The organism is Labrys okinawensis, from assembly GCF_002982075.1.
Lineage (GTDB): Bacteria > Pseudomonadota > Alphaproteobacteria > Rhizobiales > Labraceae > Labrys > Labrys okinawensis_A.
This window is the reverse complement of record NZ_PUEJ01000016.1, coordinates 45,069-69,967: the sequence shown is the minus strand read 5'-3', so window position 1 is coordinate 69,967 and position 24,899 is coordinate 45,069. Positions and strand designations below refer to the sequence as shown.

22 protein-coding genes are annotated in these 24,899 nt (G+C 65.2%); 13 read left to right on the top strand and 9 right to left on the bottom strand.

Annotated features, from left to right (window positions below):
* The first annotated feature begins 40 nt into the window (after positions 1–40).
* Both C5L14_RS28870 and C5L14_RS28865 read left to right on the top strand, forming a co-directional pair.
* Positions 41–1,642 (top strand): Mur ligase family protein, encoded by a 1,602-nt coding sequence (locus C5L14_RS28870; protein ID WP_209433785.1) that lies wholly within the window; start codon positions 41–43, stop codon positions 1,640–1,642.
* A complete protein-coding gene (locus C5L14_RS28865) occupies positions 1,639–2,307 on the top strand; it encodes a class I SAM-dependent methyltransferase (protein ID WP_245443639.1) in 669 nt (222 codons plus the stop codon). Before C5L14_RS28870 ends, C5L14_RS28865 begins: the two co-directional genes overlap by 4 nt.
* 9 nt (positions 2,308–2,316) lie before the next feature.
* On the opposite strand, the gene C5L14_RS28860 is transcribed toward C5L14_RS28865, so the two are convergent.
* The 9 genes from C5L14_RS28860 to C5L14_RS28815 form a co-directional block, all read right to left on the bottom strand.
* Positions 2,317–3,315 (bottom strand): DUF4105 domain-containing protein, encoded by a 999-nt coding sequence (locus tag C5L14_RS28860; protein WP_105865516.1) that lies wholly within the window; start codon positions 3,313–3,315, stop codon positions 2,317–2,319.
* A gap of 10 nt (positions 3,316–3,325) precedes the next feature.
* Positions 3,326–4,180, bottom strand: a complete 855-nt coding sequence (locus C5L14_RS28855; RefSeq protein WP_105865515.1) for a TrmH family RNA methyltransferase — start codon at positions 4,178–4,180, stop codon at positions 3,326–3,328.
* A gap of 97 nt (positions 4,181–4,277) precedes the next feature.
* Complete coding sequence (locus tag C5L14_RS28850) at positions 4,278–5,192, bottom strand: class I SAM-dependent methyltransferase (protein ID WP_105865514.1); 915 nt, start codon at positions 5,190–5,192, stop codon at positions 4,278–4,280.
* A gap of 318 nt (positions 5,193–5,510) precedes the next feature.
* A complete protein-coding gene (locus C5L14_RS28845; protein WP_105865558.1) occupies positions 5,511–6,323 on the bottom strand; it encodes a class I SAM-dependent methyltransferase in 813 nt (270 codons plus the stop codon).
* A 173-nt stretch (positions 6,324–6,496) separates the two neighbouring features.
* Positions 6,497–7,996, bottom strand: coding sequence for a L,D-transpeptidase family protein (locus C5L14_RS28840; protein WP_105865513.1), 1,500 nt, complete (start codon positions 7,994–7,996; stop codon positions 6,497–6,499).
* Between the two features lie 211 nt (positions 7,997–8,207).
* Positions 8,208–8,714 (bottom strand): invasion associated locus B family protein, encoded by a 507-nt coding sequence (locus C5L14_RS30175; protein WP_146127046.1) that lies wholly within the window; start codon positions 8,712–8,714, stop codon positions 8,208–8,210.
* 87 nt (positions 8,715–8,801) lie between these two features.
* On the bottom strand, positions 8,802–9,389 hold the full coding sequence (locus C5L14_RS28825) for an ACP phosphodiesterase (protein WP_105865510.1): 588 nt from the start codon (positions 9,387–9,389) through the stop codon (positions 8,802–8,804).
* Between the two features lie 196 nt (positions 9,390–9,585).
* Positions 9,586–10,674: an alcohol dehydrogenase catalytic domain-containing protein gene (locus C5L14_RS28820; protein ID WP_105865509.1), complete on the bottom strand. Its 1,089-nt coding sequence runs from the start codon at positions 10,672–10,674 to the stop codon at positions 9,586–9,588.
* Between the two features lie 63 nt (positions 10,675–10,737).
* Positions 10,738–11,619: an AraC family transcriptional regulator gene (locus C5L14_RS28815; protein ID WP_105865508.1), complete on the bottom strand. Its 882-nt coding sequence runs from the start codon at positions 11,617–11,619 to the stop codon at positions 10,738–10,740.
* Positions 11,620–11,961: 342 nt separating this feature from the next.
* Between C5L14_RS28815 and C5L14_RS28810 the strand changes: the two genes are divergently transcribed.
* From C5L14_RS28810 to C5L14_RS28760, 11 genes are all read left to right on the top strand, one after another.
* The gene (locus tag C5L14_RS28810) at positions 11,962–12,396 is read left to right on the top strand and encodes a c-type cytochrome (protein WP_105865507.1); all 435 of its coding nucleotides are present in this window, start codon (positions 11,962–11,964) and stop codon (positions 12,394–12,396) included.
* Between the two features lie 343 nt (positions 12,397–12,739).
* A complete protein-coding gene (locus C5L14_RS28805; protein WP_105865506.1) occupies positions 12,740–13,666 on the top strand; it encodes a c-type cytochrome in 927 nt (308 codons plus the stop codon).
* A 236-nt stretch (positions 13,667–13,902) separates the two neighbouring features.
* The gene (locus C5L14_RS28800) at positions 13,903–15,507 is read left to right on the top strand and encodes a caspase family protein (protein ID WP_181161374.1); all 1,605 of its coding nucleotides are present in this window, start codon (positions 13,903–13,905) and stop codon (positions 15,505–15,507) included.
* 8 nt (positions 15,508–15,515) lie between these two features.
* Positions 15,516–17,009, top strand: coding sequence for a caspase family protein (locus C5L14_RS28795; protein ID WP_181161373.1), 1,494 nt, complete (start codon positions 15,516–15,518; stop codon positions 17,007–17,009).
* 10 nt (positions 17,010–17,019) lie between these two features.
* Positions 17,020–17,205 carry a hypothetical protein gene (locus tag C5L14_RS28790; protein WP_105865503.1) on the top strand — a complete coding sequence of 62 codons (186 nt, stop codon included), beginning with the start codon at positions 17,020–17,022 and terminating at the stop codon, positions 17,203–17,205.
* Between the two features lie 10 nt (positions 17,206–17,215).
* A complete protein-coding gene (locus C5L14_RS28785) occupies positions 17,216–19,939 on the top strand; it encodes a DUF4384 domain-containing protein (protein WP_105865502.1) in 2,724 nt (907 codons plus the stop codon).
* An 11-nt stretch (positions 19,940–19,950) separates the two neighbouring features.
* A complete protein-coding gene (locus tag C5L14_RS28780; protein WP_105865501.1) occupies positions 19,951–20,853 on the top strand; it encodes an OmpA family protein in 903 nt (300 codons plus the stop codon).
* Positions 20,854–21,286: 433 nt separating this feature from the next.
* Positions 21,287–22,243 (top strand): ABC transporter substrate-binding protein, encoded by a 957-nt coding sequence (locus C5L14_RS28775; RefSeq protein ID WP_105865500.1) that lies wholly within the window; start codon positions 21,287–21,289, stop codon positions 22,241–22,243.
* Between the two features lie 305 nt (positions 22,244–22,548).
* Positions 22,549–23,220, top strand: coding sequence for an amino acid ABC transporter permease (locus C5L14_RS28770; protein WP_105865499.1), 672 nt, complete (start codon positions 22,549–22,551; stop codon positions 23,218–23,220).
* Entirely contained in the window at positions 23,220–23,891 is a 672-nt protein-coding gene (locus C5L14_RS28765) for an amino acid ABC transporter permease (RefSeq protein ID WP_105865498.1), read from the top strand. The genes C5L14_RS28770 and C5L14_RS28765 overlap by 1 nt, the downstream gene beginning before the upstream one ends.
* Before the next feature lie 268 nt (positions 23,892–24,159).
* Positions 24,160–24,894, top strand: a complete 735-nt coding sequence (locus C5L14_RS28760) for an amino acid ABC transporter ATP-binding protein (protein ID WP_105865557.1) — start codon at positions 24,160–24,162, stop codon at positions 24,892–24,894.
* Positions 24,895–24,899: the final 5 nt, after the last annotated feature.

Genomic DNA, 24,899 nt, shown 5'->3' with positions numbered 1-24,899 from the left:
CCGGATCGCGTCCAACCCTATGCTTGAAACACTAGCCCCCGTGCTGAACTCGCCGTATCTCGCGGCCGCCCTGGTGCTGGCTGCCTTCATCCCCTTCGCCTGGAAGCGCTTCCTGACCTATCTGCATATCTTCCAGCAGGAGGAATATGACGGCAGGCGCTTCCTGCACTGGCTCTTCTACAATGTGGTGGTCGACACCAAGGCGAGCCTCGCCATCGTCCTCCTGTCGGTGATGGCCAAGCTCTATCCCTCACCGGCAGCGGTGCTCGCGCTGTTCATCGCGGTGATCCTGCTGGTGGTGGCGCGGCGGGAGCGCGATCCGCGCCAGACCGGCAAGAAGAAGCTGGCGATGACGCAGCGCGCCACCCGCATCCTGCGCGTCGCCTTCGCCCTCGTGCTGGTGATCGGCCTGATCGGGTTGGGCTTCGGCGTGGCGCCGGTCTGGGTCGTGCTCTTGATCCAGCTGATCCCCTTCGCCCTGGTCGCGGCGGTGATGATCCTGCAGCCCGGCGAGAACCGCATCCAGCAGGGCTTCTGGAACGAGGCGCATGAGAAGCTAAAGCGCCTGTCCCCGGTGGTCGTCGGCGTCACCGGCTCCTATGGCAAGACCTCGACCAAGCACATCCTCGGCCACCTGCTCGAAAGCGCCGGCTCGGCGCTGATCACGCCCGGCTCGGTCAACACGCCGATGGGCATCGCCCGCATCGTGCGCGAGCGCCTGGAACCCTATCACCGCCATTTCGTGGTGGAGATGGGCGCCTATGGGCCGGGTTCGATCGAACGCCTCTGCCGTCTCGCCCCGCCCGACATCGCGGTGGTGACGGCGGTCGGCGCGGCGCATTACGAGCGCTTCAAGTCGCTCGATACCGTGGCCAAGACCAAGTTCGAGTTGCCGACCGCGGCGATCGCGCGGGGAGGCAAGGCGATCATCAACGATGCCGTGCTCGCCTTCAAGGACGCCCGCGACTTCACCGATGCCCACCGCGCCTCGATGGTGCTGGTCGGCAATGGCGAGGGCAGCGAGGCCCGCATCAACGCCGTCACGCAGGAAAAGGACGGGCTCAAGGTTTCGCTCACCTATCTCGGCAAGGACTACCAGCTCTCCGCCCCGCTCTACGGCCTGCATCACGGCAGCAACATGGCGATTGCCTTCGTCACGGCGCTGGCCATGGGCATCGACGCCGAGACGGCCGAGATCGCCATGCGCTCGACGCCGCAGATCAGCCATCGCCTCGAGGTGAAGCGCCAGGCCGACGGCACCGTCATCGTCGACGATGCCTATAATTCCAATCCGGCGGGTTTTGCCTCGGCCCTGGAGATCCTGCCCCTGCTGGTCTCGGGCGAGGGTCGGCGCATCCTGGTGACGCCGGGCATGGTCGAACTCGGCGCCGCCCATGCCGAGGAGCACCGCAAGATCGGCACCAAGGCCGGCGAGACCGTCGACATCCTGCTGGCCGTGGCGCCCGATCGCATCCGCGATTTCATCGACGCCTACAAGGCGGCGAAACCCGACGGCCAGGTGGTGGAATGCGCCAGCTTCGCTGCGGCGCAGGCCTGGATGGGCGGCAATCTGAAGGCCGGGGACGTCGTGCTGCTCGAAAACGATCTGCCCGACCTCTATGAGCGCCAGTTGCGCCTGTGATCGGCAATCGTAAAGATACGATTGGAGACCGCAGAGCCTTCATCGCCGCCAATACGCGCCCGCTGCCGGTGCCGCATGCGCCGGAGATCAGCCTTTATCTCGCCGACGAGGTCACGCCGCTCTGGCTCAAGACCGAGGAAGAACTCGGTGAGATGGGATTGCCGCCGCCCTTCTGGGCCTTCGCCTGGGCCGGCGGCCAGGCCCTGGCGCGCTATATCCTCGACCATCCCGAGCATGTCGCCGGCCGCCGCGTGCTCGACTTCGCCTCGGGATCGGGCCTGGTGGCGATCGCGGCCATGAAGGCGGGAGCGGCGCAGGTCCTTGCCGCCGATATCGACGCCTTCGCCGTGGAGGCTATCCGGCTCAACGCCGATCTCAACGGCGTGGCGATCGAGCCCTCGGGCGAGAACATGCTCGGCTGCTTCGATTGTCCCGTCGACGTCGTCCTGGCGGGCGACATCTTCTACGATCGCGAGATCTCGGCGGAAGTGCTGGCCTGGCTCAAGGGTTGGCGCGAGCGCGGCGCCGCCATCCTGGTGGGCGATCCCGGCCGGACCTATCTGCCCAAGGACGAACTGAGCCTGCTGGCGACCTATCAGGTGCCGGTCTCGCGCGATCTCGAGGATCTGGAGATCAAGAAAACCAGCGTGTGGACGCTGAAATAGGAAGCGAAACTAAGGCCGCGGGACGTCTACGCGAATGAGCGTGGAAAAGTCGGGGCTGTTGTCGGCGGCCTTGGCGCGCGCGTCGATGCGGCCGCGCTGGCGCAGCTCGCTGAGCGGCACCTGATGGCTGAGGGCGCCGATGTCATAGAGATAATCGGGCAGGTAGCCGCTGAGGAGCACGCGCCAGTCCACCGGCAGGCCGGGATCGAGTTTCCGGGCGAGGTGGAACGGCACCGTGGTGCAGTTGGTGGTCGCCGTGTTGTAGAAGCGGGGTTGGGCGGCAAGGGCGTTGGCTTCCGAAACAAGATAGAGGAACAGCTCCCTGGCCTGGACCGGACCGATGCGCAGCCGGAAAAGCTGGACATCCTCGGCCCTGACATTGGAACGCACGCGGATGACGTCGCGCTCGTCGGCGGCGATGACCACCAGTTCGTTCTGCTTGAAGAAGCCGGAGATCGCCGAATAGACCTCGCCCTTCCGGCGCCTGATCTCGACCGAGAAGACGAGGTGGCGTCCATCCGCAAAGCCGAAGCTCAGCATGGTGTGGGCGATGGCGGGGCCGGCCCAATAGGAGGCGAACAGGTCGACGCCGGTGATGGTGTCGAGATCGTAGCTGCGATCGTCCCAGCGCGGCGTGAAATCGGTGTCGGAGCGCCACTCGAAATCACGCACATTGGTAAGCCTCGCCATGGAGCCTTCCACGCTGGCGGTGAACTGGCGCGCCACGTCGGGCGCCCACTCGCCCTTGCCGGTCGGCTGGATGGTGGACCACCAGATCAGCAGGGCGGCGGCGGCGAGGACGAAGGGAAGGGCAAGCCGCCAGCGTGCCGCAAGGAGGCCGGCCAGGGCCAGGAAGGCGAGGATGAGCCACAGGGCCGCCACGGCATAGCGGCCAAACTCGCCGAGAGGCAGGCGATACCACAGCGCCAGCGTGCCCCATAGAGCGATGAGGGCAGCTGCCAGCACCAGGACGAGACGGCCGGCGACGGTGAGCAGCCTGGCGATCATGAACGCTGTCTCACCCCAGCTTCAGCTGCCCGCGCGCGATCTCGAACAGCATCACGCCGGTCGCCACGGCCAGGTTGAGCGAATCGGCCTGGCCGCGCATCGGGATCTTGACGAGGTGGCTGCAGGCGGCGGCGAGGTCGTCGGGCAGGCCCTGCTGTTCATTGCCCATCAGCAGGAGGCAGGGGCGGCCGGCATAGGCGACCTCGCGATAATCATGCCTGCCGGACAGATGCGTGCCGACCACGAGGCCCTCGAAGCCCTTGCGCCAGGCGAGGAAGGCCTGCGGTGTTGCCGTCGCCAGGCGGACATTGAAGATCGAACCCATGGTGGCCCTGACGGCCTCGATGCCGAAGGGATCGGTGGTGTCGCCGATCAGCACGATGCCCTCGGCGCCGACGGCGTCGGCGGTGCGGATGATCGTGCCGAGATTGCCGGGATCGCGCACCCGGTCGAGCCCGATCCAGATCTGATCGCGCGCGATCTTGACGCTGTCGATCTTCTCCAGGCGCTGCTCGAAGACGCCGATCACCGTCTGCGGATTGTCGCGGCGAGACAGTTTTTCCAGGATCTCGCCGGTGACCTCCAGCACCTCACCGCCGGCCTGCCGGGTGGCCCTGATGGCGCGGGTGAGCATCGGTTTTTCTTCACCCGAGCGATGCACCAGGATACGGATCGGCCAGCCGGCCTCGATGGCGTCGGCCACCAGCTTCAGCCCTTCGGCGATGAAGAGGCCGGCCTCCTGGCGGACCTTGCGCATCTCGAGCGCGCGGATGTCCTTGATCAGCGGATTGGTCAGGCTGGTCACGACGCGGGAGACGGGCGCGGCAGGCGCTGCCGGGCGGGGGCGTTGAAAGCGGGGCTTCATGCCGGCGTCCTTTCGAAGGGAACCATCATCCCCTTCCCTCTGCCTGCGGCCTCGCCGGGGATGACAGGCCGCCGCGGATTGGTAGAAGCTTTCGGCCTCATGCGGCACTCCAGCGCGAATAGAGCGAAGTGGAGAGCAGGCGCCCCGAGCCTTCTTCGGAGACGACGAGTTCGCCGGAGGTGATGTCGCCGCCGAGATCGCCGAACACTTCGCGGGTGAGCTCGTGCACCGCCACGAAGGAGGCGCGGATGGCATAGGCGGTGACGATCACGAAGGCCGGCTTGTTGGTGAGCACGGCCCGGCAGAGGTCGAGCATCTTGGGCAGGTCGCGGAACAGATCCCACACCTCGCCGCCGGGGCCGCGGCCATATTTGGGCGGATCGAGCAGCACGACGTCATAGTGTGAGCCGCGGCGCTGCTCGCGCGCGGTGAACTTCATGGCGTCATCGACGATCCAGCGGATCGGCGCGTCGGCGAGGCCGGCCAGGGCCTGGTTCTCGCGCGCGAAGCCGATCGATTTCTTGGAGGCGTCGACATGGGTGACCTGCGCGCCATGCTTGGCCGCCAGCAGGGAGGCGACGCCGGTATAGCCGAACAGGTTGAGCACGCGGGCGGGCCGTTTCAGGGCGTTCAGCGCCTCGATCATGTAATCCCAATGCGGCGCCTGCTCGGGAAAGAAGCCGAGATGGCGGAAGGGCGTGAAGCGGCCATGGAAGGCGACGCCGCGATAGGAGACCGGGAAGGTCTCGACCGCCCGGCGGGCGAATTTCCAGCGCCCGTCCGAACCCTCATCCTCGGCATTCATGCCGAGGAAGACGGCGTCGGCCTTGTCCCAGGCCTCGGGTTTCAGGCGCCGGCCCATGGCCTGCGGCTCGGGGCGGTCGACGAGGAGCTTGCCGAAGCGTTCGAGCTTGCGGCCTTCACCGCAATCGACCAGGCGATAATCGGCGAAGCCGGGCGTCACCAGCAGTTGCGGCAGGGTCTGGGAAGCGGAATTTCGTGGGTCTGGCATGGGCGGACCAAACAGGAGTTTGGCCTGCGCGGCAAGTGCGTTCTTGCCGGGTTACCGTGCCCGGTGTTCGGCGGGTGCCGATCACTTGGGCATCGGGCGAATGTGCACGGGCTTTGTCATTGCCGGACCTGGTCCGGCAATCCAGCCGCCTGGCAGGTGGGCGGGGGCTTCTGGATAGCGGGGCAAGCCCGGCTATGACAAATGAACCAGACGGGCCCTAGAGCGTTTTGCGATTAGACGGAGTCACCAAGAATCGCAAAGACGCGTCAGAACAATGAGTTAGAGCAAATAAGCGTTCACGCTTGAACGCGCTTTGCTCTAGACTGCGGCTACGACGACATGCGCCTGAATCTTGGCGGCCACCTCGCCATCGCCATGCCTGGCGGCAATCGCGGATGCGGCGTGGTCGGTTGCAGCCTCCAATTTCGCTGCGTCCCGGGCCTCGATTTCGGTACGAAGCAGGGTTCCCTGGCAATAGGCGACGGCCGGCAGGCGCGGCGAGGGGGCGCGGCTTTGCTCGGCTCTCGTCTCGATCAGCACGCGGGAAAAGCCGGCGTCCTCCAAATCGCTGCGGATCAGTCCGGTGTCGTGATAGCCATGCGGCGTGCGCGCCAGAAAGCGCGGCGGATCGTCCGGGAACATCTCCGCCAGTGCCTTCGTCACCTCATCGGCAAAGATGTTCTCCTCGATCCGGTCCCAGACGTTGAACAGGAAGTGTCCGCCGGGTTTGAGGACCCGCCTTGCTTCGCGATAGGCCTGCGGCCGGTCGGGAAAGAACATCGCGCCGAACTGGCAGCAGACAAGATCGAAGGCGGCATCTTCAAACGGCAATGCCTGGGCATCCGCCCGGTGCCAGCTGATGCGGCTGTCCGGAGCCTGCCGCGAGGCGGCGTAATCGAGCATCGGCTGGTTGAGGTCGGTCACGGCATAGCGGGCGTCGGGAGACAGTTTCGGCGCCAGTATGCGGGTGACGGCTCCGGTGCCTGCGGCCATTTCGAGGACTGCGACGGGCGACAGGGAGGCGGCCCGTCTTGCCAGGTCGGCGGCGAACGGCTCGAAGATCAACGGCACCATATAGCGGTCGTAGTTTTCCGGAATGGAGCCCGTGAACAGCTTGTCCGCTTCCAACATGGCCAGCACCCGCCATCGGTTTGACCGCCAGCTTAGCACGAATGGCTCGCTTCCGCGCGCCGCCGTGGAAAGGGGTGATTCCACCCACCAAAATCCGTATGCCTTGAAAAGCGCAACGCCCCGGCATCGGAGCGGGGGCGTCGCGCGGAAGGGCGGTGAGGCAGGGGGGGCGATCAGTCCGCCGGCAGGCTGACCGAGACGGGAATGGTCTTGACCGTCACCGTCCTGCTGGCAGGTGCCTTCACGCTCACGATCTTGGCGCTCACGGGCTTGACGGCGGCCGGCTTGGCCGGGGCGGCAGGCACCGAAGCGGGTTTGGCGGAAATGGGTTTGGGCGTCGCCGGGCTGGCGGCCCTCGGTGGCGCCACCGGCACCGAGCCGGTGCGATCCACCGGAGTGGGCTGGGCGTTGGCGTCCTTGGCCACGAGCTGATCGGCCGGCGTGTCGAAATTGTAGACGTCCGGGCGGAACTGCACGCTGCCGTCGGGGCCGCCCCAGCCGGTCAGATAGACCCAGGCCACGGGAATCGGCTTGGCCGGCTTGATAGTCTTGGGCTCGCCGGAATCGATCTGGTCCTGGATGGCCTGGCCGCTCCATTCGGAGCCCTCCATGATCCAGGCGGCGAGATCCTGCGCGCCGGCGACGCGGATGCAGCCCGAGGACTGGAAGCGCACATCGTTGCGGAAGAGCTCGCGATGGGAGGTGTCGTGCATGTAGACGGCGTCGGAGTTGGGCATGTCGATGCGCAGGAAGCCGAGCGAGTTCCACACGCCGGGATCCTGCTTGGCGAGGAAATCGGAAGCACGCGCCTTGCTCCAGTCCACGGTGGCCGGATCGATCTCCTGGCGGCCGCGATAGAGCCGGATATGGTTGGCCTTCAGATAGCCCGGATCCTTCTGGAGCTTGGGCATGATGTCGGCCTTGAAGATCGACTGCGGCGCGTTCCAGTAGGGCAGGATGTTGATGGCGATGACCTTGGTCTGCAGGGTCGGCGAGGCGCGGTCGGGACGGCCGACCACAGTGGTGTAGGTGCGCGCCACCACGCCATTGTCGACCGCCTCCAGGGCGGCGGCGGGAATGTTGGAGACGATGTAGCGCTCGCCGAACTTGAATTTGAGGGCAGCCAGGCGGTTGGCGGAGGCGTCGAGCTCGCGCAGCCGCTGCTCCACCGGTACGTTGAGCGCCAGCATGGTCAGGCGGCCGACCGAGCCGGTCTCGCTCAGGCCGTGCCGGGCCTGGAAGCGCTTGAGCGCATCCTGGGTGGCCTGGTCGAACTCGCTGCTGGCGGGCAGGGACGGATCGAGGTCGCGGGTGGCGGTCAGGCGGTCGCGCAGGGCCTTGGCGAACTTGCCCCTGGCGCCGATCCTCAGGCCGGCGGCCGCCGGCGGCAGGGCCTGCCAGCCGCCATTGTCGGCGATCTCCTCATAGGCGGAGATCGCCCTGAGTGTCAGCTCATAGGTGCGCGGGGAATAGTTGGGCTCCTCGTTGGCGAAAGCCGGGAGGGTGAAGGCGACGACAAGGGCGGAGGTCAGGGCACCCAGGCGCCGAATGGCGACCAGACCGCGCAGCGGGGCGCCGGACCATCCCGTTCTCGAACTTCCAATTCGCGAAGAAGCGCGGCGGGACGAAGTCTCCCGGTTCTGGAACGAAAAGGAAAGCCAGGAGGAGGTCATGAAATCACTCAAACGCAACAGGAGACACTTACAGGGCCTCAGACTATCGTGCGGATAGTGAATCTTTCCTTACGGGAGCTCCTGCGGCCGTTAACGATGATCGGATTGTCTTTGGCGACCCCGAAAGACCGGCGGGCCCGACTGTTGTCATAGCCGGGTCGAGCCAGGCTATGACAAAGGCCGTGCGAATTCGAAGATCCAGCATTACCCCTTAGGGGCACGCTTGGCGCAGGCGGGCCATCGCCTTGGTCACGCCATCGAGCGAAAAGACGTAATGGGTCTTGTTGCCCCGGCCCGAGACCGCGTCGACGGTCATGGTGCGCTCCTGCTTGAGGGCGGCGAGGAATTCCGTCTCCCGCGTGCCCGACCGCCGCAGCCAGGCGCCATTGCCGGATGAGATCATGTGGAAGGGCTGAGCTCCCACATTGACCAGGATGTCGGCATTGCCGGCAAGGGCATAGCCGGTCTGCAGGCTCGCCTCGCTGCGGGCCTCCGCCTGCCTGGCGGCACGAATGAAGAAGGAAACATCGCCATGATTGAGCGATGCGGGCTCTTTGCTGATCGGGCTAGAATAGATAAAACAGTGGTTCCCTGAGTTATCAGTATAGGACCACGTGCTCCATTTGCCGAATACGCCTAAAGATTTTGGTGATGACGCAAGTACACCTGTGGTCGAAAGAGCGAAAATGACCAGCGCGAAAATCGATAGTTGAGTCATGTTTGCATGAATTCCTCGTTCTTGCCCCCGCGTGACAATGTTTGGGCACAGATGTTAACGAGGCTCTAAGGCATCATTACAATTAGATTACTTTTGAGCGCCGCCATTCATGGCGCTCTCGGCCATGGCGAGGAGATCGGGGAAGAAGGCGTCGAAATCCTCGAGAAATCCCTGCTGCTGCTGTTCCAGCACAGTCTGGAGCCCGACGAATTCCACCGGCCGGCGCAGGCGCTTGCCGAGATGGGTCATGGCGGTGCTGACGCCTTCCATCGTCTCGTAGTCGCCGAGCCATTGCGTGAGGGAATCGATACGCCGATAGGCCTTGTCCGGCAGGTCGGCGCGCGTGGCGGGCAAGGAGGCCCGCACCTCGGCCAGGAATATCGGCAGGGGCTGCCGGTGATAGCGCTCCCAGCGCTGGATCAGGCAGTGGTCGTAGACGACGTCGACGATCACGCCGGAAAAGCGCCGGAAGGTCGGCCAAAGACGTTGGCGGCTGTGCCGCGTGAGGGGATGGGCATCGGTGAAGGCGTCGATGCGCCGATGCAGCTCGATGCCGTTGCGATAACGGCCCTCGAACTGTTCGAGCTGCGGCAGCCGCAGCAGGTCGGGCAGGAGATTGCCGACCCTGAACGCCGCATCGGGCGGCGAGAGCAGGAGATGGGCGAGATAGTTCATGCGGATCCGGGGGCGAAACAGGTGCCCGTTTCGGCAAGATATGAGGGCCGGCGCGCCGGGACGCAAGAAGCACCGGCCCTCGGGCAGGGTTCGTCCCTCTGCTTGGGAGAGAAGACGGGGGACGATCCCTGCCGATGCTTTGACCCGCCGGGCGGAAGGGTGGATGCCGCCGAGCGGGAAGTGTCGCTGTCAGAGCCTAACGGCGGTATCCCGGCGTCAGCAGCACCTTGATCGAGTCGGTCGAGTTGGCGAGCTTGAGCGCCTCGTCCCAGTCGGTCAGGTCGTATTGATGGGTGACGATGCCCTTCGATGTCACCAGCCCGCGCGTCAGCAGGTCGATGGCGATCGGATAGCAATAGGGGCCGAGATGGGCGCCGCGGATATCGAGCTCCTTGCGGTCGCCGATGATCGACCAGTCCGCCGAGGTTTCCTTGCCGAACACCGAAAATTCCACGAAGCGCCCGAGCTTGCGGATGATCTGCAGGCCCTGGGTGACGCCGCTGGGATGGCCGGTGGTCTCGATATAGACGTCGCAGCCATAGCCGTCGGTGAGGGAGCGCACGACCTCGTCGACGTCCTGCGTCTTGGGGTTGATGGTGACGTCGGCCCCGAAGCCCCGGGCGAGTTCCAGCCGGTCTTCCATCAGGTCGACCACCACCAGCTTCTTGGGCGTCTTCAGCCGGGCGACCTGCGTCATCAGCAGGCCGAGCGGGCCGGCGCCGGCGATCACCACCACGTCGGCGAGCTGGATGTCGCCGCGCTGCACCGTGTGGATGGCGCAGGACAAGGGCTCGATCACCGCGGCATCGGCCAGCGGCATTTCCGCCGGGATCTTGTGCACGCGCGCCGTGGACGGGAACTTCATATATTCGCTCATGCCGCCATCGGCGACCTCGCGCTGGAAGCCGAAGATGTTGTGCACCTCGCACATCCAGTAGCTGCCCGAGCGGCAATAGCGGCAGCGGTCGCAGGGCACGATCTGCTCGGCGATCACCATGTCGCCGGCCTTCACGCCGAAATGCTCGGCCGCCCCCGGCCCCAGTTCCTCGACATAACCGAAGAATTCATGCCCCGGAATGACGGGCGGCTTCACATAGGGATTCTTGCCGCCCCAGAACATGGCGGCGCCAGACCAGCATTTGCAGTCGCTGGCGCAGATGCCGCAGGCCCCGATCTTCACGACCAGTTCGTTCTGGCCGGCCACCGGGCGGCCGACCTCCTCGACCCGGTAGTCCTCGGGACCGTGGCAGACGATGGCCGTCATTCTCGAATTGCTGGCGGGCATGGCGTTCCTCTGTGCTGGATATCGATTGTGTTTGTTGCGGCGCTCCGGGCGACGAAGCCGCCGTCACGCCGCGAAATTGGCGGTGCGGTTTTCGTTGAACAGGGCGCGGAAGCGGCTCGGCGACATGCCTTTCTGCAGGGCGAAGTGCCGGTTGAAATTCGACAGATTGTTGAAGCCGATCCGGAAGCAGATGTCGGTCACCGGGCTCTTCTCGCTCATCAGCAGCTGGCAGGCCAGATTGATGCGCATGCGATTGACATAGTGCACGAAGGTCATGCCGGTATGGCGCTTGAAGGCACGCGAGAAGCCGCCCGGCGTCATGCCGGCAATGGCGGCGATGGCGCTCTCGCTCATATTGCCGTCGAGATGTTCGCCGACATAGGCGAGCGCCCGGTTCATGCCGCCGGACATATAGGCCGAGGGGTCGGGCAGATAGCCCGCGCTGGTGAGATTCTTGCGGCCCTTGTCGGCGGTGAGCAGGCCGAGCAACTGCACGAACAGAGCGATGCGCTCGGCGCCATGGGCGTTGAGAAGCGCCGTCATGATCCTCCGGGCGGTCTCGCCGGTCGCAGCCCGGAACAGCAGGCCGCGCCGGCTCTCGTCGAGCAGGGCGGCCACCGCCTCGAGTTCCGGGAAGACGCCGATGCAGGATTCGATGAAGGTCTGAGTGAATTGCAGCACGATGCAGCGGCGGGGGATTGTGGTGCCCTCCGGGACGTCGCTGATCCAGTTGTGCGGCAGGTTGGGACCCGTCATCACCAGATTGCCGGGGACGAAGTCGCCGATGAAATCGCCGACGAAATAATGCCCCGTCGTATCGGTGATCAGGTGAATTTCGTATTCGGGATGAAAATGCCAGCGAACCGTGCGGAAGGGGTAGCCATGCGCCCAGACGATGAAGGATTCGCCGCTGTGAATCTGCACCAGTTCGAGCTGTGGCTCCATCGTTCTCGCCTCCCACATCCCAGGCCGACCGGGCTTGGCTTCTTGTTGAGGTTTGCCCGGTACCAGGGAGCCTACTGCAACGCGGCGGCGCTAGCTACCAGCCTTCGGCGCCAAGAGTGATACTTTTTTGATCGACGGTACCGGCCAATTGTCGGGCGCCAGGGAGGTCCGTCCCGCTGCCGGCATTCATCTCGCGGCATGACGCGACCATGACATCCGCGAAGGTCAAGCGCAAAATCCGCCGTATGATTTGAAATAATTCAAAGCTACCCACTTGCGATTGAAACAAAAACGAGGTGCTATTTGCCACCGCGTCGTTTTGCCCATGTGAGGGAGAACTGTATGAAACGTTTCGTTATTGCCGCCGCTCTGGTTGCCGCCGGCGCCGCCTCGGCTTTCGCCGGCCCGATCGAGGATCGTCAGGCCTTGATGAAGACCATGGCCAAGAACACCAAGGAACTGGCGGCGGTCGCCAAGGGCGAGACGCCGTTCGACGCGGCCAAGGTCAAGGCCCTGCTGCAGGTCTATGTCGACGACTCGGCCAAGCTGCCCGCGCTCTTCCCGGATGACAGCAAGACCGGCGGCACCGATCCGACCACGGCTGCGCCGAAGATCTGGGAAGACCAGGCCGGCTTCAAGGCCGCGGCCGCCAAGCTCGGCACCGATGCAACCGCCGCCCTCGCCGCGGCCGACCAGGCCAGCTTCGCCAAGGCTTTCGGCACGGTTGCCTCCAACTGCAACGCCTGCCACGGCACCTACCGCATCAAGAAGAACTGAGGTTCGAGCAGACCTGCCGGGGATGCTTCACCCAGACTTGATCTCAAGCTGACATTGCCGGGCTCGTCCCGGTAATGTCGTTTTGAAGGCGTCTGCGCGGCGCCTGGCGGGTCCCGCCGCGCCGCGCGATGCCTCGATGACCCGGGACATCCGGAGCGTTTTGTAATTTGAACCGGTCGTTCAAATTACAAAACGCTCCGGGGGCGGGACGGCCGGGTCAAAAGACGATAAGGGCCGGGAAACCTGCGGGCGGGCACGCGCCGGGAATAAAACCGGGGCGGCGGCTGTCGGGCGAGACAGGCCTGGACAATGGCGTTCAAGCCGGAAAAGGGGGCTTTCCCGGATGTCACTGAAGCGAATACTCGGTGGGTTGGTGGTGCTTGGCCTGATCGGGCTGGGCGTGTTCTGGTTCGTCACGCAACCCTCGCCCTTGCCGGCCTCAGCTCTCTCAGCGGATTACAAGCCGGACCTCGCCAATGGCGAGACCATCTTCAATATCGGCGGTTGCGTCTCCTGCCATAAGTCCCCCGGCCAGGAGGATCGGCTCAAGCTCGGCGGCGGCCTGGCTCTGGGCTCGCCCTTCGGCACGTTCTACGCCCCCAATATTTCCCCCGATGCCAAACAAGGCATCGGCGCCTGGAGCGAACTCGAATTCGTCAATGCGCTGCAGCGCGGCGTCGGGCGCGAGGGCGAGCATCTCTATCCGGCCCTGCCCTACACCTCCTATGCCCATATGAAGCTGGAGGATGTGCGCGATCTCTATGCCTATATGAAGACGCTGCCGGCGGTCGATACCGTCGACAAGCCGCATGCGATCGGCTTTCCCTTCAACATCCGCCGTCTGCTCGGCGGCTGGAAGTTCCTGTTCTTCGACGACAAGCCCTTCAAGCCCGATGCGTCCAAGAGCGCCGAATGGAATCGCGGCGCCTATCTGGTGCTCGGTCCCGGCCACTGTTCCGAATGTCACAGCCCGCGCAACGCCTTTGGCGGTATTGAAGCGGATAAACGGTTTTCGGGCGGGCCCGATCCGGAAGGCAAGGGCTGGGTGCCCAACATCACCCCCCATGCCGACGGCATCGGCAGCTGGACCGAGGCGCAGATCGCGAGTTTCCTGAAGGATGGCTTTACGCCTGACTATGATTCGGCCGGTGGCAGCATGGCGGAGGTGATCCAGAATACGGGCCATCTCAGTGACGACGACCGCAAGGCGATGGCTGCCTTTCTGGTGACGCTGCCGGCGATCCCGGGCAAGGCGCCGAAGAAGCCCTAGAACATAATCCCAAGAAGCCGCACGGCTTCCTGGACAAGATTATGCGTCGAAACAAGGGCTTGGAGCGTGATCCGATCGATTGATCGGGCTACGCTCCAAGCAGGTTTCTCGGGGCGGGGCGCTCCTGTCCCGATGGAATCCCGATGGAATCACGCAGGGCGCGTCAAAACAAAGAGGTAAGAACCAAGCGGCGTTTTCTCATAAGCGCGCTTTGTTGCAGGCAGGGACGATACGTGGTGCGAGCGCCGAGAATTCTGACGTCGATCAGGGCGGTTCTGACCGGGGCGGGGCTCGCTCTCGCCTCACCGGCGCTGGCCGCCGATTCCTATGCGCTGGTGGTGGGGATCGATGCCTATGAAGCGCCGATCAATTCCCTGCACGGGGCCGTCAACGACGCCAAGGACATTGCCCAGGCCCTGACCAAGGCCGGCGTCAAGAAGCTGACCCTGCTCACCGACAAGCAGGCGACCAAGCCCAATATCCTCGCCGCCTGGAAGGAGTTGATGGACCAGGCCCAGCCCGGCGACACCTTCTACTTCACCTATGCCGGCCATGGCTCGCGCGAACCGGGCAAGCCGAACGATCCCGATTCGCCGGACGGCTTGAACAACATCCTGGTGATGACGGACTTCGCCCCCAAGCTGCCGGGCGCCCTCAACCGTATCGTCGACAAGGAAATGGCGGTGCTGCTCAAGCAGGCGGCGGCCAAGCAGGTCTACCCCGTCGTCGTCATCGATGCCTGCAACTCCGGCACGATGTATCGCTCGGTCAGCCTGAGCCTGACCTACCGGGCGACGCCGCAGGCCAAGATCTCGCGCGAGGAATTGCTGGAATTCGCCCCGCCCGTGCCCGACGTCTCCACCAAGATCGCCGCCAACGATCCCTTCACCTTCCTGGCGGGGGTTTCCGACGACAAGCTGGTGCCGGAGGTGGCGATCGACGGCCAGCCGCGCGGCGCCTTGTCCTATGCCTTCTCGCGCGCAGTGGAGGGCAAGGCCGATGCCGACGGGGACGGGACGACCACCGAGAAGGAACTCGTCGCCTTCGTGCGCGCTTTCGTGCTGCAGGCGACGCAGAGCCAGCAGGTCTCGCAATCCTTCCCCGACATCAGCCGCGACATTCCCGTCTTCCGCTCCGTCGCGGCCGGCCCGAAGGGGAGCCAGGACGACATCGTGAAGGCGATCGCCGTTGCCGAGCAGGCCGCGACGAATACCAAGCTCGCGCTTGCCGTGCGCAATGGCAGCCTCCCCGATGCTCCCCCCGGTGCGACGCTGGTGGATGACGAGGCCGGCGCCGACCTCGTCTATGATGCGGCGGCCGGCACCGTGGAAAAGCGCGTGGCCGGCGTGGTGGCCGAGGGCGTGCAGCCTTCGGGGCTCGGCGGCATCGTCGCCAAATGGCGGGCGATCGCCTTCCTGCAGGCCATGGCCGGCGGTTCGATCCAGCCTTTCGAAGTGGCGGGCGGTTCGCGTACCTTCAATCGCGGTGAAAAGCTGACGGTGGGCCTCGCCGCCTCCAGCCACCGTTTCATGACGCTGTTCAACCTGCCGCCCAACGGCAAGGTCGAATTCCTCTATCCGACCTCCCAGGCCGAGCGCGATGAGGATTGGAGCGGCAAGCCCTTCACCCTGCCGCTGCAGGTGCGCGATCCGCCTTTCGGCGCCGAGCACCTGGTCGCCGTCCTGTCCGACCAGCCGCTGGACCAGCTCCATACCGCCCTGCAGAAATTGTCGAGCCCGCAGGCCGCCCAGGATCTGCCCGACACGCTGAAGAACGCCCTGAGCGGTCAGTCGGTCACGGTCGGCATCGCCAATGTCTTCACCAGCGCGGGGACGCCATGATGCGCTTCATGCGGCACCTTCAGATCGCCGCGGGCCCGATCGCCGTGTGCCAGATCATCGTATGCTTGGCGGCCCTGATGACCGCCGGTCCGGCCCTGGCCGACAAGGCCCTGATCGTCGGCATCGATAGCTACCGGGACAGCAGGCTTTCGGCCGAGCTCGGAGGCGGCGCCCGCGCCGATGCCCTGCGCATGCAGGGGCTGCTGACGGGTACGCTTGGCTATGGCAAGGACGATATCCAGCTCCTCGTCGACGATCAGGCCACCGGCACGGCGATCCTCGCGGGACTGCGGGACTGGCTCGGCCGTAGCAAGCCGGGAGAGCGGGTGTTCTTCTATTTCGCCGGCCAGGGCCAGTCCGCCAAGACCGGTAGCGGGCGTGAGGACATCCTCCTGCCGTTCGATGCCGCCGCCAAGCCGGGCGGTTTCGGCAATGCACTGAGCCGCAGCGAGATCGACCGGCAGCTCGGCCGGCTGGCCGGCCGCCGGATCACGGAGGTGATCGATTCCAGCCATGCCGGCACGGTGACGCGGGCGATCAGCGTGGAGGCCAGCGGCGGGGGCAACCCGGCGGCCCGCTCGCCGCAACTCGACGGCTCCACCCGTTCGATCGTGGTCGAGCCCGCTCTCGGGGAGGAGCCGGTGGCGGTGCCCGAGCCGGCGGGCCTGGATTTCGTCAAGTGGCAGGCGGTTTCGCCCGCCCAGACCGCCCTGGTCGACGAGGAACCCGCGCCCGCCTATCGCGGCGTCTTCACCACCGCCTTCGCCGACGGCATCGAGAAGGGGCTGGCCGACACCAATGGCAACGGCACCGTCTCGAACCAGGAGCTGCTCGACTATGTGCGGGCGCAGTCATCCGCCTATTGTGGGCGCCATCGCGACCGTTGCGAGATGGGCCTGACGCCGATGCTGTCGGGGGAGGGGGCCGCCCTCAAGGTCGCGGCCGACAAGACAGGCAGTGGCGAGGCGCTCAACCAGGGCAAGCCGACGGCGGACAAGATCCTCGATCTCTTGGGCGCCAGACTGTCCGACAGCGTTACCGTGGAGCAGTTCCCGCCTTCGCCGGTGCGTTTGGGCACCAGGGACATGCGCTTCAAGGTGACCTCGTCGCAGGACGGCTTCCTGATCCTGCTCTCGGTCTCCGACGAGGGCGAGGTGGTGCAGCTCTTTCCCAATGCGATCGCCGCCGCTCATGGCAAGGATGGCCGCATTCGCGCCGGCAGCCCGATCATGGTGCCCGATGCCAGCTACGGCATGCGCTTCGATGCGACCTCTGTGACAAAAGGTACAGTCCTGGCGCTGGTTGCGGTCGATCCTCTGAAACTGTCGAAAGGCTTCGTCACGCGCAAGATCGATGTGATCCCGCAGGACGAGGTCAACGGCTCGGTCCTGCCCGAACTTGCCGACAGCCTCGCCAGGCCCGCCAATGCGGACGGTGTCAAGGCCAATGCCAAGGCGGTCGGACGCTCCGTCGCGACCATGCGTTATGAAATCGTGCCGTGAGGAACTCGCCATGACCTGCAGCCAGAACGACTTTACCGCCGGTCCGATGGCAGCAATCATGTTCGCGAAACCGTCGAGAAGTTCCGTCGACGGCATTGAGCTGCCCCGTTCATGCCGCCTGGCCGCAGGCGCCAAGGCCAACAAGCAACTCGGATGGCGCGGCCTCGCCGCTCCGTCCCGTCACATCGTCCCGTGAGGAGACCGTCATGTTTTACCGCAATCCCTTGCGCATCGCCGGCCTGATGGTCGCGGGCGCCCTACTGACGGTGGGGCTGGCGGCCTCGACCTCGCAGGCATTTGCCCAGACCAGCACCCAGAATAGCCCCGCTCCCGCGCCTGCCGAAACGCCGGCAACGGCCAAGCCCGCCCCTCCGGCACAGGCTGAGGCTCCGGCTGCCGCTCCTGCGCCGGCCGCGGCCGCAGCCGAGGCGTCCAAGCCCGCGCCGGCACCGGCTGCTCCGATCGTGGAAGCCGAGCCCGAGCCGGCAGCGGTTCCTGCCGCGGTTCCGGCGCAGGCTCCCGCGCCCGCCGCCGCTCCGGCCGCATCTCCCGCGCCTGCACCTGCCGCGGCACCTGCCGCGCCTGCCGCCGCCCCGGCTCCAGAGCCGGCGCCTGCGCCGGCGCCGACTCCGGCGGCGGCTCCCGCCCCGGCAGCGCCTGCACCTACGCCTGCGCCGGCCTCTGCTGCCGGCATTCCGGCCGATGTCAAGGTGCCGAGCGATCCGGTGGCCAAGGCGGCCTTCGACGTCCTGGACAAGCATTGCTCGCGCTGCCACCAGAACGGCATGCTCAACCGGGAGAAGCCGGCCAAGAATTTCGGCAATATCCTGCATCTGGACGAGATCGCCGCCGATCCGCACCTCGTCCAGGCCGGCAATCCCGAGGGCTCCAAGCTGTTCCAGCAGGTGCTCAACAAGGAGATGCCCTATGACGTGAACTACGAATTCGACACCACGAAGCCGGAGGTCACGACGGCCGATATCGAGGCGTTGCGCACCTGGATCAAGGCAACCGGCGATCAGGAAGCCGCCGCCTGCACCGGGCGCAAATTCGTCACGTCCGAAGACATCGTCGCCGCGATCTCGGCCGATCTGCAGAAGCAGGACGATCACCGGGTGCGCGGCATGCGCTATTTCACGCTGACCAATCTCTACAATGCCTGCGCCAGCGACGAGGCGATGAACGTCTATCGCCAGGGCCTGGTCAAGTTGATCAACGGGCTCGGCCGCCGCTCCGACGTGATCAAGCTCGCCACCGTCGACGAGGCCAAGACGATCGTGGGGATCAATCTCGAGGATCTCGGCTGGCAGGAGAGCGACTGGAACACGGTGCTCGCCAACTATCCCTATGCCGCCAAGCCGGATGTGCGGGCCTACGACTTCATCGCCCAGCAGACCAACACCGAACTGCCCTATGTCCGCGGCGACTGGTTCACCTTCGCCGCGTCCCAGCCTCCGCTCTACGACACGCTGCTGCAGCTGCCCAACGACTTCCCCGGCCTGACCGACAAGCTCGGCGTGCCGATGGCGGACAATATTGCCAAGTTCATCGCCCAGCGTGCCGGCTTCCAGAAGTCGGGTGTGTCGCAGAACAACCGCCTGATCGAGCGCCATCCGATCAGCACCGGCTATTTCTGGACCTCCTATGACTTCGCCGGCTCGAAGGGCAGGCAGAGCCTGTTCCTGCACCCGCTCGGCCCGGAGCAGGACGGTATCGCCAACGGCTTCCATCATGACGGCGGCGAGAGCATCTTCTCCCTGCCCAACGGCTTCCAGGGCTACTATCTCAACAAGTCCGACGGTACCCGCCTCGACAAGGGACCGACCCAGATCGTGCGCGATCCTTCGCGGCGCGACCTTTCGGTGACCAACGGCATTTCCTGCATGGGCTGCCATGATCAGGGCATGCGCAAGGCCAAGGACGAGGTGCGCAAGGCGGTGACCGCCGACCGTTCCTTCTCCAAGGACATCCGCGACACCGTCGCCTCGCTCTATCCCGACAACGCCAAGATGGATGCGATCATCGAGGACGACTTCCAGCGCTTCAATTCGGCGATGAAACGGGCCGGCCTCGACCCGACGCTGAAGCTGGCGGGCGTGGAGATGACCAACGCCCTGTTCAAGCGGTATGAGGACGACCTGTCGCTGCGCCGCGCGGCGGCCGAATACGGCTATCCGCCGGAAGAGTTCAAGCAGCGCTTCATCGATGCCGGCCCTGAGGCCATCGCTCTGAAGCGCCGCCTGGAGCAGGGGATCGTGCCGCGCGACCAGTTCGAGCAGCTCTTCGCGAAATTCGTGGAAGGTGCCACCGAGGACCGCGTGCTCGACACCTCCAAGCTCGAAGGCGCCCAGGCCGTGGCGCCGCCGATCGACAAGCCCGCCTCCGGCGGTTCCTTCGACCTGCAGCTGACCTCGGACAAGAGCGCCTACAATATCGGCGACAAGGCGGTGCTGCAGGTGGTCTCCACCCGCGACTGCAACCTCTTCGTGGTGAATGTCGACAAGATGGGCACAGGCACCATCATCTTCCCCAACAAGTTCCAGACCGAGAATGCGGTCCGGGCGGGAGAGCGGGTGGTGCTCGGCGGTTCCGGCTCGAAATTCGCCTTCAAGCTGCGCGATCCCGGCCAGGAGAAGGTGGTGGCGGTCTGCCGCGTGGGCAATGCGACGCGCAGCATCGCCGGTACGACTGTCGATCCGGTGGCCAACAGCTTTGCCTCGATCCCCAATTTCGAGCAGGGCCTGACCCGCCAGATCGTCGTCGAGGCCAATGAGGACCGCCAGGAAGCCTCCGGCCTCGACAATGACAGCCGCAAACAGGCCCAGTTCGCCAAGATCGCGCAGGCGACGGGCAACAAGGTGGCCCCCGGCGCTCCCGACGCCGCCAAGCAGTCGGTCGCCTCCACGGCCATCGTGATCCCGGTGCGATGAGGGAGGTGAGTATGGGCGTCTCCTTCCTCCTGAAGCTTGCTGCCGCCACCGTCATCGGCCTGGCGTCGGCAGGCGCGGCCCTGGCCGATTGCGCCAGCCTGGATGCCCAGGTGAAGGCGGCGATCGGGGCCGGCAAGGCGGATGCCCTGCCGGCGCTGGCCGATGCCATCGCCAAGGACACGACCTGCGACAGCACCTATGTCGCAAAGGCACGCCGCTCGATCGCGCTCGCCGTCCTGCTCGGCGGCGAACAGGCCGGTGGGGGCTATAGCCCGCAGGCCGTCGCCAGTGCGGCGGCGATCGCCCGGCCCTGGCAAGTGGCGATGGCGCTGGGCGACGTGAAATACGATGCCAAGGACTATCCGGCAGCGGTGGAAGCCTATGAGGCGGCCATCAACGACATCCGCAATGTCAAGGACGTGCCCAAGGCGCCGCCGCGCGAGATCGAGGAATATCTGGCCAAGCGCGCCTATCAGGCCAAGTCGCTGGCGCCGAACTATATTTCCTCGCGCGGCGTGCGCGGGCAGGCCGAAGGCGTGATGGTGCCGACCTTCCGCAATTTCACTGCGGTGTCCGTGCCGGTGCCGATCCGCTTCAACACCAATGAGGCGGTGCTGACCGAGGACGGCGACAAGGCGGTGGACGATCTGTTCAACTTCCTCAAGACGCAGAGCGCCGGCTCGGTGATCCTGACCGGCCATACCGACGAGCGCGGCGATCCCCAATACAATATGAGCCTGTCGCGCGCCCGTGCCCAGACCGTGGCGGAGGCCCTGCGCCGCCGGGGCCTGACCCTGGTGATCCGGGTGGAGGGCCGCGGTGCCCGCGACCCCTTCGCCGCCGACGACCGCTCCAAATACAGCCGCGACGACCTCTATTCCTTCGACCGCCGGGTGGAATATCAGGTGAAGTAGGCAGGGCCGGCAGGTTCCGGGGGCACGGCATCTTGCCAATAGGCGCCAACTTTGCAGGCTGAAGCGCCCGAAACGCGGAGTGTCGATCTTCAGATCGACATCTTCCTTCCGTGATATTTTTCTTGCGAAAGTATCATCTGCAAGAATGTCGATCTGAAGATCGACACTCCAATCCTGCGCATTCTGTGCAAAGTTAGCGCCTATGGGCATCTTGACGGTTCCTCCTCCGTCGCCAAAGCCGCCTTGCCGAGAGCGGCACGATGCCCGTGCATCCGGAGGAGTCGCAGGCCCGCCGTCATCAATCTGAATTTGTCGGATTATTTCGCCGTCAAGCCAGCCTGCTCGCTTGACTTTGGATCGGCGCTCCCGGACCTTTTGCCTTCCTGACGGTCAGAGGCCGCAGGGGGAGGAAGGGTTTCCAGAGGAGAGCCATATGAAGTTTTCACGTCGCATTGCAGGCGCCGCGTTGACGGGGGTCGCCATGACCCTGGCGCTGGGGCTTGCCGGCCCGGCATCGGCCCAGAGCTTGAAGAAAGTCGGTATTTCGGTCGGTTCGCTCGGCAATCCCTTCTTCGTCGCCACGATCAAGGGCATCACCGACAAGGCCAAGGCCATCAACCCCAGCGTCGAGGTGACGTCGGTCTCCTCCGACTACGATCTCAACAAGCAGTTCACCCAGATCGACAATTTCATCGCCGCCGGCGTGAACGTCATCATGCTCAACGCCGTCGATCCGCAGGCGATCCTGCCGGCCGTGAAGAAGGCACAGGCTGCCGGCATCGTGGTGGCGGCTTTCGACGTCGCCGCGGCCGGCGCCGACGTCACCGTGATGACCGACAACGTCAAGGCGGGCTCCGAAGCCTGCCAGTACATCGTCGACCAGCTCAAGGGCAAAGGCAATGTCCTCATCGTCAACGGGCCGCAGGTCTCCTCGGTGACCGATCGCGTCAAGGGCTGCAAGGAGGTGTTCGCCAAGAGCCCCGACATCAAGGTTCTGTCCGACGACCAGGACGCCAAGGGCTCGCGTGACGGGGGCCTTGCCGTGGCGCAGAGCCTGCTCACCCGCTTCCAGAAGGTCGATGCCGTCTTCGCGATCAACGATCCGACCGCCATCGGCGTCGAACTGGCCGCCAAGCAGCTCAACCGCAACGAGTTCATCATCACCAGCGTCGACGGCGCCCCGGATATCGAGGTCCAGCTGAAGAGCGGCACCTCGATGATCAAGGCTTCGGCGTCGCAGGATCCCTACGCCATGGCCGGCAAGGCGCTGGAGCTGGGGGCGGGCATCATCGATGGCAAGAAGCCGGATCCGAACGTGATCCTGCTCGACCCCGTGCTGATCACCAGCGAGAATCTGGCGAACTACAAGGGCTGGGAAGCCGCCCGCTGAGTTTCAGTCCGGAAGCGCGGGCAGGGCGCCCGCGCTTCCGGGGAACGGGGCCGAGTCAGTCGGGCATTTCGCCATGGCCGCGGAGAGACAGCCTTTGGGATCGCAGGCATCCTTGCGGGCATCTCTCTTTCCCGGACCCATGCCGTTGCAGAAGCGGGCAGATGCCTGCGCTCCCGATGAGGGGCCCTTGCATCGGAATTTCCGTTTCAGCCTCGACCTCGGCGTGCGGGTACCGGCCCGGCGGCTTGACACCGCCGGGTTCGTAATCGAAAGTGAAACCGGTTTCACTCAGCAAAGAAGCGAGCATGCGCTTCGATCTCGCCATCCTCACGCCCTATGTCGGCTTCCTCGCCCAGGGGGCGCTGCTGACGCTGGAGGCTTGCGTCCTCGCCCTGGCCGGCAGCCTGGTCTGCGGGGCGCTGGTGGCGATCGCGCGTACGTCGGCCTCGCTCTGGTTGCGGCGCGTCGCCTTCGTCTATGTGGACCTCTTCCGCAACGTCCCCTTCATCGTGCAGCTCTTCTTCTTCTATTACGGTCTGCCCGAGATCGGCATCTATCTCAATGCCTTCGCCACCGGCGTGATCGCGCTGTCCATCGCCGGCGGCGCCTTCGCCTCAGACGTGATCCGCTCCGGGATTCTCGCCATCGACACCGGCATTCTCGAGGCGGCGGAGGTGAGCGGCCTGTCGAAGCGCACCATCTTCACCCGCATCGTCATGCCGATCGCCCTGCGCACCTCGATCCGGCCGCTCGGCTCGGTGTTCGTCAACCTGGTCCTGACCTCTTCGATCCTCTCGGTCATCACGCTGAACGAGCTCACCGGCGCGGCCAAGATCGTGGCCTCCAATACCTTCCGTCCCTTCGAGGTCTATGCTGCCCTGCTGGTCGTCTATGCAGCGATGACCTATCTCATCTCGCTCGCCATCGGCCTCATCCATCGGCGCCTCAACCGCGACATGATGGAGGCGGTCCGCTGATGCGCTACACCGAGTTCACGCCTTATGATCTGGTGCTGCTGGCGCAGGGGCTCGGCGTCTCCCTCGGCCTGTTCGTCGGCACCACGCTGGCCGGGCTCGCGCTCGGCGCTCTGCTGGCCGGGCTGCGCTTTTATCGTCTGCCCGGATTGAACCCGGTGCTGACGGCCGTGACCGAGCTGCTGAAGAACTCCCCCGTGCTGGTGCAGCTCTTCCTGGTGTTTTTCGGCGTGCCGGCCTTCCTGAAGATCAACGTCACGCCCGTCACGGCGGCATCGATAACCCTGACAGGCAATACCGCGGCTTTCGTCTATGTGATCGCCACCGCCGCCATCGACGCCGTCGGGCGCGACCAGCTCGAGGCCGCCAGGGTGTTCGGCCTCACCCGCTGGCAGGTGCTCAAGCATATCGTCACGCCCCAGGCCACGGCCTTCGCCATCGGGCCGCTGACCGGGCTCCTGGTCAACCAGCTCCAGGTCACCTCGCTGATTTCGGTGATCGGCGTGATGGACCTGACCAAGGTCGGCAACATCCTCAACCTGCGCACCCTCAAGCCCTTCGTGGTGTGGAGCGTGGTCGGCCTCTTCTACTACGCGGCGGCCAAGACGGTCGCCTGGCTGGGGGCGCGCTACGAGACGAGGCTCAGGGCCCATAGCGCCTGGAGAGGTATCTAGGGCGTGTCATCCATTATGGTTTGGAGCGAGATGAGGTCAAAAACGGCGAGATGGGAGGAGCAAGCGCTGCCAAGACTTGTGTCTTGGCAAGCGAGGCGACGCTGCAGATGGCCATTTTTCACCTCACCGCCTCCGGCGGCGGGGCGCTTTTGGCCGATTGGCGCGTCGCATATCGTAGCAAGCCGAAAGGCTTGCGTCCTCACGCTTCTTCCACTCGGCCAAAATCGCTCCCGTCTAGCCCGAAACCATAATGGATGACACGCCCTACATGCTGAAAGTCGAAAAAGTCTGCAAGGATTTCGGCTCGCACCGCGTGCTTGACGGCGTGGACCTTGCCATCGAGCCCGGGCAGGTCGTCTCCGTGCTCGGCTCGTCCGGCTCGGGCAAGTCCACCTTGATCCGCTGCATCAACGGGCTGGAGAAGCTCGACGCCGGCCGCATCACCATCGACGATTTCGACGTGTCCAAGCCGCGGGACCTCACCGAGGCGCGCAAGCGCTCGGCCACCGTGTTCCAGCTTTTCAATCTTTATCCGCATCTGACCGTGCTGCAGAACATCACGCTGGCGCCGCTGGAGGTGCTGCGCCAGCCGCGGGCGGAAGCAGAGCACCGTGCCGTCGTGCTGTTGGAGCAGGTCGGCATGGGCGACAAGGCAAGTGCCTATCCGGCCCAGCTTTCCGGCGGCCAGCGCCAGCGCGTCGGCATCTGCCGGGCGCTTGCCATGAACCCACGCTATCTCCTGCTCGACGAGGTGACGAGCGCGCTCGATCCGGAAATGACCGCCGAGGTCCTGGCCATCCTGGCCAGGCTCGCCCGCACCGGCACCACCATGCTGTTCGTCACCCATGAGGTGGAGTTCGCCCGACGCATCTCGAACCGTATCGTCTTCCTCGAACATGGCAGGCTGCTGGTCGATCTGCCGACGGAAGCCTTCTTCGCCCCCGAAGTCGGGCGCGACCATCCGCGCATCGCGCAATTCCTTTCGAAAATGCGGAAAGATTAGGCCCT

Coding starts and splice junctions, on each gene's coding strand:
- C5L14_RS28820 (WP_105865509.1), bottom strand. CDS start 10,674: ATGCCCGCCAGCAATTCGAGAATGACGGCCATCGTCTGCCACGGTCCC.
- C5L14_RS28825 (WP_105865510.1), bottom strand. CDS start 9,389: ATGAACTATCTCGCCCATCTCCTGCTCTCGCCGCCCGATGCGGCGTTC.
- C5L14_RS30175 (WP_146127046.1), bottom strand. CDS start 8,714: ATGACTCAACTATCGATTTTCGCGCTGGTCATTTTCGCTCTTTCGACC.
- C5L14_RS28805 (WP_105865506.1), top strand. CDS start 12,740: ATGTCACTGAAGCGAATACTCGGTGGGTTGGTGGTGCTTGGCCTGATC.
- C5L14_RS28850 (WP_105865514.1), bottom strand. CDS start 5,192: ATGCCAGACCCACGAAATTCCGCTTCCCAGACCCTGCCGCAACTGCTG.
- C5L14_RS28840 (WP_105865513.1), bottom strand. CDS start 7,996: ATGACCTCCTCCTGGCTTTCCTTTTCGTTCCAGAACCGGGAGACTTCG.
- C5L14_RS28770 (WP_105865499.1), top strand. CDS start 22,549: ATGCGCTTCGATCTCGCCATCCTCACGCCCTATGTCGGCTTCCTCGCC.
- C5L14_RS28790 (WP_105865503.1), top strand. CDS start 17,020: ATGACCTGCAGCCAGAACGACTTTACCGCCGGTCCGATGGCAGCAATC.
- C5L14_RS28765 (WP_105865498.1), top strand. CDS start 23,220: ATGCGCTACACCGAGTTCACGCCTTATGATCTGGTGCTGCTGGCGCAG.
- C5L14_RS28785 (WP_105865502.1), top strand. CDS start 17,216: ATGTTTTACCGCAATCCCTTGCGCATCGCCGGCCTGATGGTCGCGGGC.
- C5L14_RS28855 (WP_105865515.1), bottom strand. CDS start 4,180: ATGAAGCCCCGCTTTCAACGCCCCCGCCCGGCAGCGCCTGCCGCGCCC.
- C5L14_RS28760 (WP_105865557.1), top strand. CDS start 24,160: ATGCTGAAAGTCGAAAAAGTCTGCAAGGATTTCGGCTCGCACCGCGTG.
- C5L14_RS28795 (WP_181161373.1), top strand. CDS start 15,516: ATGCGGCACCTTCAGATCGCCGCGGGCCCGATCGCCGTGTGCCAGATC.
- C5L14_RS28860 (WP_105865516.1), bottom strand. CDS start 3,315: ATGATCGCCAGGCTGCTCACCGTCGCCGGCCGTCTCGTCCTGGTGCTG.
- C5L14_RS28810 (WP_105865507.1), top strand. CDS start 11,962: ATGAAACGTTTCGTTATTGCCGCCGCTCTGGTTGCCGCCGGCGCCGCC.
- C5L14_RS28780 (WP_105865501.1), top strand. CDS start 19,951: ATGGGCGTCTCCTTCCTCCTGAAGCTTGCTGCCGCCACCGTCATCGGC.
- C5L14_RS28815 (WP_105865508.1), bottom strand. CDS start 11,619: ATGGAGCCACAGCTCGAACTGGTGCAGATTCACAGCGGCGAATCCTTC.
- C5L14_RS28775 (WP_105865500.1), top strand. CDS start 21,287: ATGAAGTTTTCACGTCGCATTGCAGGCGCCGCGTTGACGGGGGTCGCC.
- C5L14_RS28845 (WP_105865558.1), bottom strand. CDS start 6,323: ATGTTGGAAGCGGACAAGCTGTTCACGGGCTCCATTCCGGAAAACTAC.